This is a genomic window from Rhodococcus sp. LB1 (assembly GCF_001583455.1).
Lineage (GTDB): Bacteria > Actinomycetota > Actinomycetes > Mycobacteriales > Mycobacteriaceae > Rhodococcus_F > Rhodococcus_F opacus.
In genome coordinates this window covers 25,442-42,334 of the sequence record NZ_LTCZ01000020.1, presented here as the reverse complement: position 1 = coordinate 42,334, position 16,893 = coordinate 25,442, and the positions used below count along the sequence as shown (strand labels likewise).

The 16,893-nt window shown below is 68.0% G+C and carries 15 protein-coding genes and 1 pseudogene; 10 read left to right on the top strand and 6 right to left on the bottom strand.

Annotated elements, in window-relative coordinates:
• The first annotated feature begins 149 nt into the window (after nt 1-149).
• A complete protein-coding gene (locus AZG88_RS04425; protein ID WP_061044314.1) occupies nt 150-632 on the top strand; it encodes a carboxymuconolactone decarboxylase family protein in 483 nt (160 codons plus the stop codon).
• A 12-nt stretch (nt 633-644) separates the two neighbouring features.
• Here AZG88_RS04425 and AZG88_RS04420 read toward each other — a convergent pair whose 3' ends face one another.
• The 5 genes from AZG88_RS04420 to AZG88_RS04400 form a co-directional block, all read right to left on the bottom strand.
• A complete protein-coding gene (locus tag AZG88_RS04420; RefSeq protein WP_005237937.1) occupies nt 645-1,538 on the bottom strand; it encodes a LysR substrate-binding domain-containing protein in 894 nt (297 codons plus the stop codon).
• 90 nt (nt 1,539-1,628) lie between these two features.
• Entirely contained in the window at nt 1,629-2,900 is a 1,272-nt protein-coding gene (locus AZG88_RS04415; RefSeq protein WP_005237938.1) for a glucarate dehydratase family protein, read from the bottom strand.
• Entirely contained in the window at nt 2,900-3,835 is a 936-nt protein-coding gene (locus AZG88_RS04410; RefSeq protein WP_005567248.1) for a 5-dehydro-4-deoxyglucarate dehydratase, read from the bottom strand. The genes AZG88_RS04415 and AZG88_RS04410 overlap by 1 nt, the downstream gene beginning before the upstream one ends.
• Before the next feature lie 25 nt (nt 3,836-3,860).
• Nucleotides 3,861-5,456, bottom strand: a complete 1,596-nt coding sequence (locus tag AZG88_RS04405) for an aldehyde dehydrogenase (NADP(+)) (RefSeq protein WP_061697028.1) — start codon at nt 5,454-5,456, stop codon at nt 3,861-3,863.
• A 49-nt stretch (nt 5,457-5,505) separates the two neighbouring features.
• Nucleotides 5,506-6,867 carry an MFS transporter gene (locus tag AZG88_RS04400; RefSeq protein WP_005237941.1) on the bottom strand — a complete coding sequence of 454 codons (1,362 nt, stop codon included), beginning with the start codon at nt 6,865-6,867 and terminating at the stop codon, nt 5,506-5,508.
• A 189-nt stretch (nt 6,868-7,056) separates the two neighbouring features.
• Between AZG88_RS04400 and AZG88_RS04395 the strand changes: the two genes are divergently transcribed.
• Entirely contained in the window at nt 7,057-7,644 is a 588-nt protein-coding gene (locus tag AZG88_RS04395; RefSeq protein ID WP_061044311.1) for a GNAT family N-acetyltransferase, read from the top strand.
• Here the strand turns inward: AZG88_RS04395 and AZG88_RS04390 are convergent.
• A complete protein-coding gene (locus AZG88_RS04390) occupies nt 7,620-8,630 on the bottom strand; it encodes an AraC family transcriptional regulator (protein WP_061044310.1) in 1,011 nt (336 codons plus the stop codon). The two genes, AZG88_RS04395 and AZG88_RS04390, sit on opposite strands and share 25 nt — an antisense overlap.
• Nucleotides 8,631-8,834: 204 nt before the next feature.
• Here AZG88_RS04390 and AZG88_RS04385 point away from each other — a divergent pair, with 204 nt between their 5' ends.
• The 8 genes and pseudogenes from AZG88_RS04385 to AZG88_RS04350 all read left to right on the top strand — a co-directional run bounded on the left by AZG88_RS04385 (nt 8,835) and on the right by AZG88_RS04350 (nt 16,891).
• Entirely contained in the window at nt 8,835-9,809 is a 975-nt protein-coding gene (locus AZG88_RS04385) for a quinone oxidoreductase family protein (protein ID WP_007296272.1), read from the top strand.
• A 38-nt stretch (nt 9,810-9,847) separates the two neighbouring features.
• Entirely contained in the window at nt 9,848-10,762 is a 915-nt protein-coding gene (locus tag AZG88_RS04380; protein ID WP_025431578.1) for a TauD/TfdA dioxygenase family protein, read from the top strand.
• A 49-nt stretch (nt 10,763-10,811) separates the two neighbouring features.
• Nucleotides 10,812-11,789, top strand: a pseudogene (locus AZG88_RS04375) (3-keto-5-aminohexanoate cleavage protein).
• Between the two features lie 121 nt (nt 11,790-11,910).
• Nucleotides 11,911-13,242 (top strand): MFS transporter, encoded by a 1,332-nt coding sequence (locus AZG88_RS04370; RefSeq protein WP_061697027.1) that lies wholly within the window; start codon nt 11,911-11,913, stop codon nt 13,240-13,242.
• A gap of 28 nt (nt 13,243-13,270) precedes the next feature.
• Nucleotides 13,271-13,879, top strand: a complete 609-nt coding sequence (locus AZG88_RS04365) for an RBBP9/YdeN family alpha/beta hydrolase (protein WP_005237948.1) — start codon at nt 13,271-13,273, stop codon at nt 13,877-13,879.
• Nucleotides 13,876-14,634, top strand: coding sequence for a CoA transferase subunit A (locus tag AZG88_RS04360; protein ID WP_005237949.1), 759 nt, complete (start codon nt 13,876-13,878; stop codon nt 14,632-14,634). The genes AZG88_RS04365 and AZG88_RS04360 overlap by 4 nt, the downstream gene beginning before the upstream one ends.
• A 1-nt stretch (nt 14,635) precedes the next feature.
• The gene (locus tag AZG88_RS04355; protein ID WP_061697026.1) at nt 14,636-15,283 is read left to right on the top strand and encodes a CoA transferase subunit B; all 648 of its coding nucleotides are present in this window, start codon (nt 14,636-14,638) and stop codon (nt 15,281-15,283) included.
• Nucleotides 15,284-15,319: 36 nt separating this feature from the next.
• On the top strand, nt 15,320-16,891 hold the full coding sequence (locus AZG88_RS04350; RefSeq protein ID WP_005237951.1) for a long-chain-fatty-acid--CoA ligase: 1,572 nt from the start codon (nt 15,320-15,322) through the stop codon (nt 16,889-16,891).
• Nucleotides 16,892-16,893 lie beyond the last annotated feature (2 nt).

Below are 16,893 nucleotides of genomic sequence, written 5' to 3'. Positions count from 1 at the left end.
CCACTGTCGACAGATGCTTCCGCGCCGACACTCCGTCGGCGGCCGCCCGCGCACAAATCCCGACTCATCGAGCACCTTGCCAGCAAGTACTGACATAGAACACGTGTCAGATCTATCCCCCGCGATACCTCCCGCTGTAGCATTCGGGGATGAGTCGAGTAGGTAGCTACAGTGACGATGACGTGGCCGGTTGGCTGTCGATCTCACCCGAGCTGGGTGGTGCGCTCGGGGCGTTCACGGACGCCGTGTACAACCGGAACCGGTTACCGTTACGGGTCCGGGAGATCGCGCGAATGGCCGTCGCGGAGGCGAACGAGTGTGCCGTGTGCCTCGGCACCCGCGACAGGGGTGGCGCCGATGCGGGGATCGACGAGCACTTCTACGATCACGTTCTCGAGTGGGAGTCGTGGCCGGGGTACAGCGCCGAGGAGCGGACGGCGGCGGAGTTCGCCCACCGGTTCGCCACCGATCACACCGCGCTCCGTGACGACGAGGACTTCTGGGCGCGGTGTCACGAGCATTTCTCCGACGAGATCCTGACCGACCTGGCGCTGTCGTGCGCGTTGTGGCTGGGGACGGGCCGGGTGCTGCGGGTGCTCGACATCGGTCAGACGTGCAAGCTCACGCTCTGAGCGCTCCGATTCTCATTCCCACTCCCGTTGTGGGAGGACGTCCTCCATGAACCTGCGCAGCGCGGGGTTCCGGTTGTCCGAACGCCAGGCGGCGTTCATCTGGACGGGCCGGTCGCGGACGGCGGAGACGGGGCGGAACACGACCCCTTCCGGGTGCATCGTCTGCGCGGATTCGGGGACGAGGGCCATGCCCAGCCCGGACCGGACGAGCACCAGCATGGTGTGCACCTGCGTGACGTACTGGACGTAGCGCGGGGAGGCACCGACGATCGTGAACGTGCTGATGAGCAGTTCGTGGAAGTACCGGGCATCGACGGGCGAATACATGACGACGGGCTGATCGTCGAAATCCTCCACCGCCAGCTGCTCGGCGTCGGCGAGGGGGTGACCGGCGGGCAGCGCGGCGACGAGCCGTTCGTGATGGATGGGGCGGGTGTCGATGCCGGGGCGGGTGAGGATGGGGCGGATCAGCCCGAGGTCCAGTTCACCGCTGATCAACGATTCGATCTGCACGGATGTGACCATCTCCCGCAGAACGACTTTCACGTCCGGTAGTCGGTCGCGGGCCGCCTCGAGCAACCTCGGCAGCACCGCGTGCGCGGAGGCGCCGGTGAACCCGACGACGACGGTGCCGAGGTCGCCGGCCGGGACGCGCCGCACCGTCAGGGCGGCACTCTCCGACAGACTCAGGATGCGCCGGGCGTCGGGCAGGAACGCCGCACCGGCGGCGGTGAGGGTGACGGATCGGCTGGTGCGGTCGATCAACTGCACGCCGAGTTCGCTTTCGAGCTGCTGGATCTGACGGCTCAGCGGCGGCTGCGTCATGTGCAGGCGCTCCGCGGCGCGACCGAAATGCAGTTCCTCCGCGACCGCGATGAAACACGACAGCCGCGCGAGGGAGAACATTCGATCCACTCCTTTGCCTCGGGGTGGACTCAATGTATCCCACCCGGAAGGCGCCGACCGAGACCGCGGTCGGCGCCTTCCGTGAGACAGCTACCAGCGAGGGCAGGTGTTCTCGAACGTCGGGTCCACCGACCTCATGTATCCGGTGTCGTCGCGGTCGCGCACCCCGCAGTCCAGGTACTGCTGGTGCAGGGCGGCGAGGGCGTCCTCGTCGATCTCGACACCGAGCCCCGGCGTCGTCGGCACCGGGACCGCGCCGTCGACGAACTTCAGCACACCGGGCTTGACGACGTCCTCGGTCTTCCACGGCCAGTGCGTGTCACACGCGTACGTGAGGTTCGGTGTGGCGCCGGCGAGATGCACCATCGCGGCCAGGCTGATGCCCAGGTGCGAGTTGGAGTGCATCGACAGGCCCAGACCGAAGTTGTCGCAGATACCGGCGAGCAGCCGCGACCGCTGGAGGCCACCCCAGTAGTGGTGATCCGACAGCACGACCTGGACGGAATCCTTCAGTACCGCAGGCTTCAGCTGATCGAACGCGACGACGCACATGTTCGTGGCCAGCGGCATCTTCGCCTCACGTGCGACCTCGGCCATGCCGTCGAGGCCCGGCGTCGGGTCCTCCAGGTATTCGACGATGCCGTCGAGTTCCGACGCAACCCTGATCGACGTGTCGACGGTCCACGCGGCGTTGGGGTCGAGACGCAGCGGCAGGTCGGGGAACGCGGCGCGCAGCGCCTTGATGCCGGCGATCTCCTCGTCCGGTGAGAACACGCCGCCCTTGACCTTGATGGCCTCGAAGCCGTACTCGCCGATCATCTTCTGCGCCTGACGGACCAGACCGTCGGGGTCGATCGCCTCGCCCCATTCGTCGGGTTCGGCGCCGGGGTGCCCGGCCCACTTGTAGAACAGGTAGGCGCTGAACGGGACGGCATCGCGCACCTTGCCGCCGAGCAGATCGGAGACCGGACGGCCGAGGGCCTTGCCCTGCACGTCGAGGCACGCCACCTCGAACGGGGAGAACACGCGGTCGGTGGTGCTGGCCGTGGTGATCATGCCCGCGACACCGTCACCGCCCGTGACGGTCAGGGTCGCGACCTTCTCGTCGATCGCCGCGCGAATCGCGTTGAGCGCGAACACGTCCAGCCCGACGATCGCCTCGGCGGCCGCCTCGAGCCGGATGAGGTGGGCGGTGTCGGCGTACGTTTCACCGAGGCCGACGAGCCCGCCGTCCGTGTCGAGCTGAATGATCGCACGCAGCGCGTAGGGCTGGTGCACCCCGACGGTGTTGAGGAGCGGCGGGTCGACGAACGCGACGGGCGTGATCCGTGCGCCGGTGATCCGGATGGGTGCGGCGGTCATCAGACCGCCGCCTGCACGGCGAGTGCGTCGGCGAGAACGGCGCGCCCGGCTGCGGTGATCTGCGCGAGTTCCCGCAGGTGGGCCTCGCTCGTCGGGACGAGCGGCGGCCGCACCGACCCGGCGTCGATACCTTCCATCGCGACCCCCGACTTGATCAGCGACACCGCGTATCCGGGCACCTGGTCACGCAGGCGCACCAAGGGGTGGAAGAAGTCGCGGAGCAGCGCGTCGGTGAGTTCCTCGTTGCCGGATTCGAGTGCCTCGTAGAACCCGAGAGCGAGTTCGGGCGCGAACGCGAACGTCGCGGACGAGTACAGCGTGACGCCGATCGCGCGGTACGCCTGCTGGGTGACCTCGGCGGTGGGCATGCCGTTGAAGAACAGGAACGGCTTGCCGGAGGGGGCGAGCGCGTCCTTCACCGCACGGACGATGCGGCCCACCTTGTCGAGATCACCGGTGCCGTCCTTGAACCCGACCACGGTCGGGAACTGCGCCACCTCCACGGCGGCCGCCTCGTCGAACCGGGCGTTGCCGCGGTTGTAGACGACGAGCGGGAGGTCGGTGGTGTCGGCGACCGCGCGGGTGTACTCCACCAGCCCGGCCTGCGGCATCGTCACCAGGTACGGCGGGAGCAGCAGGATGCCGTCGGCGCCGTTGGCCTTCGCGCTGGCGGCGAACTCCTTGGCCTGCTGCACCGAGCCGCCGGCCCCGGCGAACACGGGGACGCGTCCGGCGACGACCTCGGTGGCCTTGGCGACGATCTTGCCGAACTCCTCCAGCCCGAGGGCGTGGAATTCGCCGGTGCCACAGGCGATGAAGACACCTCCGGGGCCCGCGTCGACACCCTTGGCGACGTGCTCGGCGAGCCGGTCGTAGTCGACGTCGCCGGATGCGGTGAACGGTGTGACGGGGAAGAACAGGACGCCGTCGAGCATGGGGAACTCCTTCACGAAGGGAAAATCAGGCTTGGGTGAGTCGGCCGTCGATGCGACGCCACAACTGGTCGGGGTTGCCGTCGGCGATGGCGGCGGGGAGCAGCGAGCTCGGAACATCCTGGTAGGCAACGGGACGCAGGAACCGTTCGATCGCCAGCGAGCCCACGGACGTGGTGCGCGAGTCGGATGTCGCGGGGTGCGGGCCACCGTGCACCATCGCGTGGCCGACCTCGACCCCGGTGGGCCAGCCGTTGAACAGGATTCGTCCGGCCTTGAGTTCGAGGACGGGCAGCAGCCGTCCGGCCTCGTCGAGATCGGCGTCGTCGACGTGGACGGTCGCGGTGAGCTGACCTTCGAGCTTGGCCGCGACGGCCCGCACCTGCTCGGCGTTGCGGCAGCGGACGATCAGGCTCGACGAACCGAACACCTCCTGCTGCAACACCTCCGAACCCAGGAACGTGTCGGCGTCGGTGCTGAACAGGGCGGCCCGGCCGGTGTTCGGCGCGTCGGATTCGGTGCCGCGCGCCTCCACGGTCGCGGCTCCGGTGAGCGCGGTGACTCCGTCCGCGTAGCAGCCGGCGATGTTCGGGGTGAGCATCGGCGTGGGCGTGCTCCCGGCGACGGCGGCGCTCGCGGACTCGACGAACGAGGCGAGTCCGGGACCGTCGACGGCGATGACGAGTCCGGGGTTGGTGCAGAACTGGCCGGACCCGAGCGTCAGCGACCCGACGAACGCGCGGCCGAGGTCGGCGCCGCGGGTGGCGAGGGCGTTCTCGAGCACGAACACCGGGTTGATCGAACTCATCTCCGCGTACACCGGGATGGGTTCCGGACGTCCGGCGGCAGCGGCGACCAGAGCGGTTCCACCGGAACGTGATCCGGTGAATCCGACGGCCTTGATGCGCGGGTCGGTGACCAGTGCGGTGCCGAGCCCGCGGCCCGAGCCGAACAGCAGGGAGAACGTGCCCGCGGGCATGCCGGTGCTCGTGACGGCGTCGGCGATGGCGCGGCCGACGAGTTCGGAGGTGCCGGGGTGCGCGTCGTGAGCCTTCACGACGACGGGGCAGCCCGCAGCCAGCGCCGACGCGGTGTCGCCGCCGGCCACGGAGAAGGCGAGGGGGAAGTTGCTCGCGCCGAACACCGCGACGGGTCCGAGCGGCACCTTCCGCTGCCGGATGTCGGCACGGGGCAGGGGCGTCCGGTCGGGCATCGCGGGATCGATGCGGGCACCGTTCCAGCCGCCGTCACGCAGGACGCCGGCGAACAGCCGCAGCTGTCCGGACGTGCGGCCCACCTCACCGGTGATGCGGCCCTGGGGAAGTCCGGATTCGGCGCAGGCCCGTGCGATGAGCGTCTCGCCGAGGGCCTCGATGTTGTCGGCGATCGCCTCGAGGAACTGGGCGCGCTTGTCGCTGCTCGTTGCGCGGAACGGCGCGAACGCCTCGGCGGCGGCGGCGCAGGCGGCGTCGACGTCCCGTTCGTCACCGTGCGCGAAGCCCGGTTCCAGCCGGCCGTCGGTGGTGGGGTCGATGCCGTGGATCGTCGTGCCGGAACCCTGGACGGGCTTCCCTGCGATGATCATTTGTCCGGTCACGTCGGTCCGGTTCACCGTTGCTGTCATGATTCAGTCCTCGAGTTCTCGTCTGCGTTTCGTATGTGCCGGTGAGAGGTCACTTGGCTGCCACGGTGGGCTCGTCGGAGCCCACCTCTGGCAGGTCGGCGACGTCGTCGATGTCTTCCTTGTCGCGCCGGAAGTACGTCACCGCGGCGGCGGCGGCCAGGGCGAAGAGCGACAACACGACGAGGCCGATCGTCACCGTGCCGGTCTGCTCCTTGATCACTCCGAAGCCGAACGGGGCCACGAAGCCACCCAGGTTGCCCAGCGAGTTGATGATCGCGATCGCCGGCGCCAGCACCATCGGGTGGAGTGTGCGCTGCGGAATGGACCAGAACAGCGGGCTCGCGCTCTTGAATCCCATCGTCGCGACGCACAGCAGCGGAAGCGCCAGCCAGGGCGTGACGAACGCGGCGGCCATCGTGCCGATACCGCCGATGAGCAGCGCGGCGACGAGGTAGGGCTTGTGCCGTCCGGTGCGGTCGGCGGAGCGGTTGGAGAAGTACATCGCGAAGATCGCGCAGATCCACGGCAGCGAGGAGAGCAGCCCGACGGTGACGTCGGTGGTGCCCGGGATGCGGCGGATGATCGACGGGAGCCAGAACGTGTTGGCGTAGATCGCCATGGTGATCGCGAAGAAGATGCCGCAGCACACCAGGATCCGCGGCTGCAGGAGCAGCTTCCAGCGCGAGCCCGACTCGCCGCGCTTCGCGGACGCCTCGCTGCGCAGCACGTCCTCCTCGGCGATGACGGCCTGCAGGTCGTGCTTCTCCGGGCCGGTGAGCCACTTCGCGTCGTCGATCTTCGAGTCGAGCAGGCGGTAGGCGATGCATCCGACGACGACGGACAGCAGTCCCTCCAGCGCGAACATCCACTGCCAGCCGTGATGTCCGCCGAGTCCGTCGAGCGACAGCAGCGGTCCGGACAGCGGTCCGGAGATGGCGGCCGCGATGGAGGATCCGGCGATGAACAGTGCCGTGGCGCGGCTGCGGTGGTTGTTCGGCAGCCACCGGGTGAAGTAGAAGATGATGGCCGGGAAGAAGCCGGCCTCCGCCACACCGAGGAGGAACCGCAGGGCGTAGAACATCTCCGGGCCGTTGACGAACGCCATCGCCGCGGACACCAGGCCCCACGAGATCATGATGCGGGTGAGCCACACCTTGGCGCCGAACTTCTCCATGAGCACGTTCGACGGCAGTTCGAAGATCGCATAGGCGATGAAGAAGACACCCGCACCGAAGCCGTACGCCGCAGCGCCGATGCCCACGTCCGCCTCGAGATGCGTCTGCGCGTAACCGATGTTGGACCTGTTGAGCTGGTTGCAGATGAGCATGACGATGAACAGCGGGACGACGCGACGGAAGATCTTGGAGACCGCGCTGTCGACTGCCGGGGAAACGGCGAGGGGGAGGGTCATCGGTGACTCCTCTCTGTGCTGGCGCTGGTGGTGCGGGGAACGTTGGAGGACTCCGGTCACGCCCGGCTACCAGGCGTGACCTGAGTCATAGGAATCACGCTAGAGGCATGTTCGATACATGTCCAAGTCAAAGATTCTCGTTATCGATACCGAAGTTGAATCGACGTGGTTCCTGCTAGTTTTCCTACCGTGAGCGCCGACGCAGTCACCTTCGAGTTCGTCCGCACGACCCGCGAATTCTTCCCTCAACTGCAGCGATGGCTCCGCGAACCACACGTCGCGCGGTTCTGGAACCACGACACCGCAGACGACGACATCGAGCGCGACTTCGGCGGCAGCATCGACGGCACCGAGCCCTGCGAGGACTTCCTCGTTCTGCGAGACGGCTTGCCGTTCGGATTCATCCAGCGGTACCGGATCGCCGACTATCCCGAGGACCTCGCGCTCCTCGCAGCCCTCGTCGAGATCCCACCGGGAAGCATCTCCATCGACTACTACGTCGGCGATGCGCAGCACACCGGCCAGGGGCTGGGAACCGCGATGATCAGCGCGTTCGTCGCCAAGTGCCGGGCCGACCTACCCGACGCCACCGCGATCGTCGTCCCCGTCGTCGTCCCCAACCGGGCGTCGTGGCGCGCGCTCGAGAAAGCCGGCTTCCGCCGTGTGGGCGAGGGCTACCTCCCACCGGACAACCCGATCGACGACGGCTCCCACTACATCAGCAGGCTCGATCTGAACGAGAGCCGGCCGATTCACCCGGTGTCGCCCGTACGCTGAGCGCGCCAGCGACTCGGGCTGCACCCGAACCGCCCACTGAACCAGCGGGAGAAGTTGCTCGGCGCCGAGAACGCCAGCACGTCGGCGATCTCGGTGAGACTCAGGCGGGGATTCGCGACCATCCGTTCGGCGAGTTCGACGCGGGTCGCGTCGAGGACGGTCGAGAACGTCTCCCCACTCTCGGCGAGGCGGCGATGCACCGTTCGCCGGTCGACCCCCAGACTGCGAGCCACTTGCTCGACGGAACAGCGGCCCGTCGGCAGCAGTAGCTCGATCAGCTCGCGGACCCGGCTCACGATCGTCACGTCGTCCGACGGCTCCCACGACTCGAGGAGTTGCTGGGTGTAGCGACGGAGCAGTGGATCGGACATCTTGTTCGGCTCAGCCAGGTTGCCGGCGTCGATGACGATGCCCGCGAACTCGTGGTCGAAGTTCACCACCGGCCCGAACAGACGCCGGTGGGTAGCCGCGTCCGCAGGGGCCGGATGAGGGAAGCAGACGGCGAGCGGTTTCCAGCCGCCCCCGAGGAAACCGCGCAGCAGCCGGTGCAGCACTCCGACCGCCAGTTCCACCGACTGCCGTGTCTCGGTTGCCTCCCCCACGTCCAGTTCGACACGCAACGTCGCGAGACCGTTCGACTCGGACATCCGCGTCTGCAACGCCTCGTTGTACGTGTGCGTGTACCGCGTGAGCACGCGCAGGGCGCTGCGGACGTCGGGTTCCTCGCGCACGACGAGGCTGAGCGGGCCGAGGTTGGAGAACTGCCGGCGCTCGGCGAGGCGCACCCCGAAGTCTGCGTGCCCGGACGCCTCCACCGACTGCTCGAGGAGGTGCGCGATCGCCGCGGCCGGGATCCATCGGTCCTGCAGTGCGAGGCCGGACGGATCGAGGCCGGCGGACCTCATCAACGGCACCGGATCGACACCGAGCGACCGGCACAGCTCGAGGTATCCGTTCAGCGACGCGTAGCGCGCAAGGGGTTTCATGCCACCTCCAATGCCCTGTCCCGAAATGATAGGCCGTCTGTCCCGTCAGGGTAAGCAATCGACCGGATGCGCCCGTACTGTTAGGTGCATCACAGAAGCGGTCGGAGAGGTGATCCGCCACACCGGGTCACCCCCGCCCCGCCCGACCGCGGCCGGTCCGGCGGCGGCACCGCACCGATCATCACATCGAAGAGGAGAAATACTGTGGCACAGGCTGTTCGGTTCTACGAGCACGGCGCTCCGGAAGTCATGAAGTGGGAGAACGTCGAGGTCGGGGAGCCCGGTCCCCACGGGGTCCGGATCCGGCACGAGGCCGTCGGACTGAACTTCGCCGACACCTACTTCCGCACCGGCCTGTACCCGGCCGAGTTGCCCGCGGGCATGGGAGTGGAGGCGGCCGGTGTCGTCGAGGAAGTCGGCTCCGGCGTGACCCACGTGCAGGTCGGTGACCGCGTCACCTACACGGGCAGCCCCCTCGGCGCCTACAGCACCGAACGCGTGATGCCGGCCGCACCGCTGATCCCGCTGCCCGAAGCGATCCGCTTCGACACCGCGGCCGCGATGACGATGCGCGGTCTGACCACGGCCTACCTGCTGCGGCGCATCCACCCGCTGAAGGCGGGCGACACCGTGCTCCTGCACGCGGCGGCCGGCGGCGTCGGCCTGATCTTCACGCAGTGGGCAAAGTTGCTGGGCATCAACGTGATCGGAACCGTGTCCACCGACGAGAAGGCCGCGATCGCCCGCGCCCACGGGTGTGAGCACGTGATCGTCTACACCCGGGAGAACGTCGCCGAGCGGGTTCGGGAAATCACCGACGGTGCCGGCGTTCCCGTCGTGTACGACAGCATCGGCGAGTCCACCTTCCAGACCTCGCTCGACTGCCTCGCCCGGCGCGGACTGCTGGTGTGCTTCGGAACCGCCTCCGGACCGATTCCTCCGATCAACGCGATGCAGTTGGCCGTCAAGGGTTCGCTGTTCGTCACCCGACCCGCACTCGCCGACTACATCGCAGACCCGGCGGAGCGCGCCGAACTCGCCGGTGAACTCTTCGGGCACGTCGAGGCCGGCCGGATCCGGATCGAGATCAACCAGAGCTACGGGCTCGAGGACGCCGTCCAGGCGCACCACGATCTCGAATCCGGCCGCAGCATCGGCTCCTCCGTGTTCCGACTCTGACAGCGCGCCAACACATTCACCCCGACGGAGACACCACCATGACCGACACCGCGCAACTGACCTACTCGCCCGAACCGCACACGATCCTCTCCCCTTCCGGATCCTTCCGATTCGCACCGCTCACCTGCTCGATCGGCGCCGAACTGTTCGACGTGAACCTCGGTGACGCCGCCCGCGACGACGCCCTGTTCGCCGAACTGCGGGAACTGCTGCTCGAGTACAAGGTTTTGTTCCTCCGCGACCAGGACATGTCCCGCGCCGAGCACGTGGCGCTGGCCGAGCGGTTCGGCCCGCTCGAGGACCACCCCGCCGTGGGGAGCGACCCCGACCACCCGGGGCTGGTGCAAATCTACAAGGACCTCGACAGCCCGGCCGAGCACTACGAGAACGCCTTTCACTGCGACGCCACCTGGCGGGAGAACCCGCCCATGGGCTGCGTGCTCCGCTGCGTGGAGACGCCCCCGATCGGCGGAGACACCATCTGGGTGAACATGGCCCTGGCGTACGAGAAGCTTCCCGAACAGGTCAAGAAGCAGATCGACGGACTCCGCGCCCGGCACAGCATCGAGGCGTCGTTCGGTGCCGCGCAGCCGCTGGAACAGCGGCACGCGCTGCACGAGAGGTTCCCCGACGCCGAGCACCCCGTGGTGCGCACGCACCCCGAGACCGGCGAAAAGATCTTGTTCGTCAACGCTTTCGCGACCCACTTCGTCAATTACCACACGCCGGAGAACATCCGGTACGGCATCGACTACGCGCCCGGCAGCAGCAACCTGCTCAACTACCTGATCAGCCAGGCGTCGATTCCCGAGTACCAGGTGCGGTGGCGGTGGACGAAGAACAGCGTCGCGATCTGGGACAACCGGTCCACCCAGCACTACGCGGTCCAGGACTACTGGCCCGCCGTCCGCAAGATGGAGCGCGCCGGCATCGTCGGCGACCGGCCCTTCTGAATTACTCACTGCCCCTTTTCATCAGATCCGATTTCGAACGGAGAACACCATGCACTTCCACGACGACGCCCTCTTCCCCGAGACCCAGGAGAAGCTGGTCATCACGTGTGCCCCGTACGGTCCCGAGTGGGAGCCGGACGACTTGTGGACTGCTACGAGGCCGGCGCCACCGTCCTGCACATCCACGTCCGTGAGCTCGACGGCAAGGGATCCAAGCGGCTCTCGAAGTTCAACGAGTTGCTCGCCGGGCTGCGCCAGGCGGTGCCTGACATGATCCTGCAGGTCGGCGGATCGATCTCCTTCGCACCCGAAGGCGAAGGGGCGGATGCGAAGTGGCTCTCGGACGACACCCGGCACATGCTGGCCGACCTCGATCCCGCACCCGACCAGGTGACGATCGCGATCAACACCTCTCAGATGAACATCATGGAACTCATGACCGCCGACGACATCGCCGGCACCTCGATGGAGCGGCCCGAGCTCGCCGAGGCGTACCGGGAGATGACGGTACCGGCAGGCCCGGCGTGGGTCGAGGAGCATCTGCGTCGCCTGCAGGCGGCCGGAATTCAGCCGCACTTCCAGCTCTCGAGCATCCCCCAGCTCGAGACCGTCGAGCGGCTCATCCGGCGCGGGATCTACACCGGCCCGCTCAACCTGACCTGGGTCGGCATCGGCGGCGGTGAACTTCATCCAGCGAGTCCCGGACGGTGCCTGCCTGACCCTCGAGACCCTGATGCGCAGCGTGCTGCCGGTCAACGCGATGGCGATCGCGATGGGCCTGCACGCCCGTTGCGGTAACGAAGACACCATCTGGGGACGCAAGGGCGAGAAGATGACCTCCGTCCAGCAGGTCGAGCAGTTGGTCCGCGTCGCGGGTGAACTGGGTCGCGAGGTGGCCACCGGCAAGGAGGCCCGCGACATCTACCGGATCGGTCAGACCTACGCCGATGCCGACGAGACCCTCGCCAAGCTCGGCTACGCGCCCAACCGTCGTCCCGGACAGGTCGGCTTCACCCACCACGCCTGATTCTCGGCGCCGGGGGATTTGCATCACGCCGGGGAGAGAGCCGGACAGACCGCCGCTCACACGAGCACGGCCGGCTCTCTCCCCCACCCCTTTATCACTCCTGACGGCCATAGGAGGCCTCATGGGACTGCCTGCCACCACCGCCCTGAACACCACCACCCCGAATACCACCACCGGGAGCACCGCTCCGGCCTCTCGGTCCCGGTTCTATCCGTGGATCGTCTTCGCACTCACCTTCGGTCTGCTGCTGTCGGACTACATGTCCCGGCAGGTCCTCAGTGCCGTCTTCCCGCTCCTCAAAACCGAATGGACACTGACCGATTCACAGCTTGCGTCGCTCAGCAGCGTCGTCGCGCTGATGGTCGGACTGCTGACCCTCCCGCTGTCGCTGCTCGCCGACCGGTGGGGTCGCGTGAAGAGCCTCGTCCTGATGGCCGTGCTCTGGAGCATCGCCACCCTGCTCTGCGCCGTGGCGAGCAGCTACGAGCAGATGCTCGGGGCCCGCTTCCTGGTCGGCGTGGGTGAAGCCGCCTACGGCAGCGTCGGCATCGCGGTGGTTCTCAGCGTGTTCGCCCCGCGAGTGCACTCCACGCTCAGCGGCGCCTTCATGGGCGGCGGATCGTTCGGGTCCGTGATCGGCGTCGCCCTCGGCGGCGTGATCGCCGTCAATCTCGGCTGGCGCTGGTCGTTCGCCGCGATGGCCGTCTTCGGGCTCATGCTCGTCGCCCTGTTCCGGGCTCTGGTCTCCGAACGCAAACTTGCTCAGCATGCGGCCGACGACGACCCGGCCGACGCACCCGGCCCCGCCGGATTCCGGGCGCCGATCTCGAGCCTGTTCACCACCCCCGCCGTCGTGTTCGCCTACATCGGTGGTGGTCTCCAGATGTTCACCGCAGGTGTGCTTCTGGCGTGGCTGCCGAGCTTCTTCAACCGGTCCTACGGTCTCGCCCTCGACAAGGCCGGTGCGATGGCCTCGATCTTCGTCCTCCTCGTCGGCAGCGGCATGGTGGTGTGCGGCATCATCACCGACCGCGTGAGCCGCAACGATCCCGCTCGGAAATGGACCACCGCGGTGGTCTTCGGCGTGATCTCCCTCGTCTTCCTCGGCGCCGGGTTCCAGTTGCCGACCGGCACGCCCCAACTGGTCCTGATCGGCATCGGCGCCTTCTTCTCCGCCGGCTCGTCCGGCCCCATCGCCGCGATGGTCGCGAACCTCACCCACTCGTCGGTGCGCGCCTCGGCCTTCGGCACGCTCACCCTGGCGAACAACCTCCTCGGACTGGCACTGGGCCCCTTCGTCGTCGGAGTGCTCGCCGACCGCTTCGGGCTCGTCACCGCCTTGCAGATCGCTCCCCTGATCTACATCGTCGCGATCGTCGCCCTCGTCCTCGGCAACCGCGCCTACCCGGCCGGACGCCGCAAGCTCGCCGCCCTCACCGCCGCACCCGCCTGATCCACCCTCCGAAGAACTGGAGCCGACCGTGACCACCTCCACCTCCACCGCACCGACCGTGGTGATCGTGCCCGGACTGCGCGATCACGTCGCCGACCACTGGCAGACGTTGCTCGCCGAGCGACTCGACACCGCGCGGACGGTGCCGCCGCTCGAACAGGACAAGCTCAGCCTCGCGGCCCGGGTCGCCGCACTCGACGCCGTTGTCGCCGACATCGACGGCCCGGTCGTGCTGGTCGCTCACAGTGCGGGAGTGGCGATCACCGTCCACTGGGCGCAGCAGTCCACCCGCCCGGTCCAGGGCGCCCTGCTGGTCACCCCACCGGACCTCGAGGAACCACTGCCCGCGGGGTATCCCACCCCCGGGGAACTCGAGCAGGGTGGCTGGGATCCCGTCCCCCGGGGCCGGCTGCCGTTCCCCAGCGTCGTCGCCGCCAGCACCAACGATCCGATGGCCCGATTCCGTCGGGTCGCCGGGATGGCCGAGTCGTGGGGCAGCAAGCTCGTCGACCTGGGTGCCGTGGGCCACCTCAATCCCGCCGCCGGCTACGGGTACTGGCCATACGCCGAGGAACTGCTTCGGGAACTGATCGAGAGCACGGTCGTCCCCGGCCTCGCGAACGCAGATGCCCGATGACGCGCAAAGTGTTCGGTTCGGCCGCCGACGCCGTCGCGGACATCGGACCCGGTGCGTCGCTGGCGGTCGGCGGGTTCGGGTTGTGCGGCATCCCGGACGAGTTGATCGCCGCGATCGCCGCCGGTGACGCCACCGACCTGGAGGTGTTCTCCAACAACTGCGGCGTCGACGACCGCGGGCTCGGGATCCTGCTCACCCGCAACCGGATTCGCCGCGTCACCGCGTCGTATGTCGGGGAGAACAAGGAATTCGCCCGCCAATACCTGTCGGGTGAACTCGAGGTCGAACTGACGCCGCAGGGCACCCTGGCCGAGAAGCTGCGTGCCGGCGGTGCGGGGATCCCCGCGTTCTTCACCCCTGCCGGGGTCGGAACGCCCGTGTCCGACGGCGGGCTGCCGTGGCGGTACGCAGCCGACGGATCGGTGGCCGTCGCGTCTCCGCCGAAAGAGGTCCGCGAGTTCGCAGGCCGCCAGTACGTGCTCGAGGAGTCGATCACCGCCGACTTCGCACTCGTCCACGCCCGCATCGGCGACGCCGAAGGCAACCTCGTCTTCGCCAAGGCCGCAGGCAACTTCAACCCGCTCGCCGCGATGGCCGGCCGCATCTGTATCGCACAGGTCGAGCAGCTCGTCGAGCCCGGGGTCCTCGACCCGGCGCAGGTACACCTGCCGGGGATCTTCGTCGACCGGATCGTCCACACCGGGACTCAGGACAAGCAAATCGAGAAGCGCACCGTCGCCGCGAGGAAGGACTGACATGACCACCATCGTCGAGACGATCGGCTGGACCCGCGAGGACATGGCAGCCCGTGCTGCCCACGAACTGTCGCCGGGCGAGTACGTCAACCTCGGCATCGGGTTGCCCACGCTGATCCCGAACTTCCTGCCCGCGGGCTTCGACGTGACGCTGCACAGCGAGAACGGCATCCTCGGCACCGGCCCGTATCCGGACGAGGATGCGGTCGACGCGGATCTGATCAACGCCGGCAAGGAAACGGTCACCGTCAACGCGGGCGCGTCGTTCTTCGATTCGGCGCTCAGCTTCGGGATGATCCGCGGCGCCCACATCGACACCGCCGTCCTCGGCGGAATGCAGGTCTCCGCGGCCGGCGACCTCGCGAACTGGATGGTTCCGGGGAGGATGGTCAAGGGCATGGGCGGTGCGATGGACCTCGTGCACGGCGCCCGCAAAGTCATCGTGGTCATGGAGCACTGCGACAAGTCCGGTGCCCCGAAGATCGTCGAACGCTGCACCCTGCCTCTCACCGGACGCGGTGTCGTGCACCGGATCATCACGAACCTGGCCGTCGTCGACGTCACCGACACCGGCCTGGTGTTGCGCGAGTGCGCGCCCGGGGTCACCGAAGACCTGGTGCGCGCCGCCACCGCAGCGGCGCTGTCGTAGCGCTTCTCCCACCCTCCCATCACGAGAAAGTCTCCCGTGCTCAACCTTTCCGTCCTTCTCGAAGACTCCGCCCGCCGCTTCCCCGACCGCGACGCCTTGATCCTCGGCGACGCACGGATGACCTACGCCGACCTCGACGCCCGGTCGAACCAGGTCGCGAACCTGCTGATGTCGTGCGGCATCGAACCCGGCGACAAGGTCGCGCTCTCCTGCCCCAACATCCCCCAGTTCCCCGTCGTCTACTACGGCATCCTCAAGGCCGGCGCCGTGGTCGTACCGCTCAACGTCCTCCTCAAGGACCGCGAGATCGCCTACCACCTCGCAGATTCCGATGCCAAGGCGTACTTGTGCTACGACGGCACCCCCGACCTGCCGATGGGCGAGTACGGGCGCTCGGCGTTCACGCAGAGTCCCGACTGCCGCACCATGTTCCGCATCACCGTCGACCCGGACGCTCCCGCCACGATCGACGGCATCGGAACGCTCGCGGACGCCGTCGCGGATCGCGACACCGACGTCGAGACCGTGGTCCGCGAACCCGGGGACACCGCTGTCATCCTCTACACGAGCGGGACCACCGGAAAACCCAAGGGCGCCGAACTCACCCACGCCAACATGGTGCTCAACGCGCTGACCGCCAACCGCCTCTTCGACAGCACACCCGCCACCCACGACCGGTACCTGGTAACCCTGCCGCTGTTCCACTCGTTCGGCCAGACCGTCACCCTCAATGCCGGCATCTCGGTCGGGGCGACTCTCGTGCTGCTGCCCCGGTTCGAGGCCGCCGCCGCACTCGATCTCATCGAACGGGAGAACATCACCGTCTTCGCGGGGGTGCCCACCATGTACTGGGGTCTGCTCGGCGCCCTCGACGAACACCCCGCCGACATCGACCGCATCGCCGGCAACATGCGACTCGCGATCTCCGGCGGCGCCGCGCTACCGGTGGAGATCCTCACCCGGTTCGCCGACCGCTTCGGTGTCCAGATCCTCGAGGGATACGGACTGTCCGAGACGTCGCCGCTCGCGACGTTCAGCGACCCCGGCGGCGATCCCCGGCCCGGCTCCATCGGGGTCCCCGTGTGGGGAATCGAGGCCCGGCTCGTCGACAAGAACTGGAACACCGTCAGCGGAGCCGGTGACATCGGCGAGATCGCGTTGCGCGGCCACAACATCATGAAGGGCTACTACAACCGCCCGGACGCCACGGCAGAAGTACTGCGGGACGGCTGGTTCCGGACCGGCGACCTCGCCCGCGTCGACGACGACGGCTTCTACTACATCGTCGACCGGGCCAAGGACCTGATCGTGCGCGGCGGATTCAACGTGTACCCCCGTGAGATCGAAGAAGTCCTCCTCGGCCACGACGCCATCTCCCTCGCCGCCGTCGTCGGCGTCCCCGACGACAGCCACGGCGAGGAAATCAAGGCGTACGTCATCCTCGAGCCCGGCGCACAGGTCACCGCGGACGAGTTGATCGCCTGGGCCAAGCAGCAGATGGCGAGCTACAAGTACCCCCGCACCGTCGAATTCGTCACCACCCTTCCCATGACCGCCACCGGCAAGATCCTCAAACGCGAACTCGGCCGCGCCCCGGCCGCACTCTGATA

Coding starts and splice junctions, on each gene's coding strand:
- AZG88_RS04425 (WP_061044314.1), top strand. CDS start 150: ATGAGTCGAGTAGGTAGCTACAGTGACGATGACGTGGCCGGTTGGCTG.
- AZG88_RS04420 (WP_005237937.1), bottom strand. CDS start 1,538: ATGTTCTCCCTCGCGCGGCTGTCGTGTTTCATCGCGGTCGCGGAGGAA.
- AZG88_RS04415 (WP_005237938.1), bottom strand. CDS start 2,900: ATGACCGCCGCACCCATCCGGATCACCGGCGCACGGATCACGCCCGTC.
- AZG88_RS04410 (WP_005567248.1), bottom strand. CDS start 3,835: ATGCTCGACGGCGTCCTGTTCTTCCCCGTCACACCGTTCACCGCATCC.
- AZG88_RS04405 (WP_061697028.1), bottom strand. CDS start 5,456: ATGACAGCAACGGTGAACCGGACCGACGTGACCGGACAAATGATCATC.
- AZG88_RS04400 (WP_005237941.1), bottom strand. CDS start 6,867: ATGACCCTCCCCCTCGCCGTTTCCCCGGCAGTCGACAGCGCGGTCTCC.
- AZG88_RS04390 (WP_061044310.1), bottom strand. CDS start 8,630: ATGAAACCCCTTGCGCGCTACGCGTCGCTGAACGGATACCTCGAGCTG.
- AZG88_RS04380 (WP_025431578.1), top strand. CDS start 9,848: ATGACCGACACCGCGCAACTGACCTACTCGCCCGAACCGCACACGATC.
- AZG88_RS04370 (WP_061697027.1), top strand. CDS start 11,911: ATGGGACTGCCTGCCACCACCGCCCTGAACACCACCACCCCGAATACC.
- AZG88_RS04360 (WP_005237949.1), top strand. CDS start 13,876: ATGACGCGCAAAGTGTTCGGTTCGGCCGCCGACGCCGTCGCGGACATC.
- AZG88_RS04355 (WP_061697026.1), top strand. CDS start 14,636: ATGACCACCATCGTCGAGACGATCGGCTGGACCCGCGAGGACATGGCA.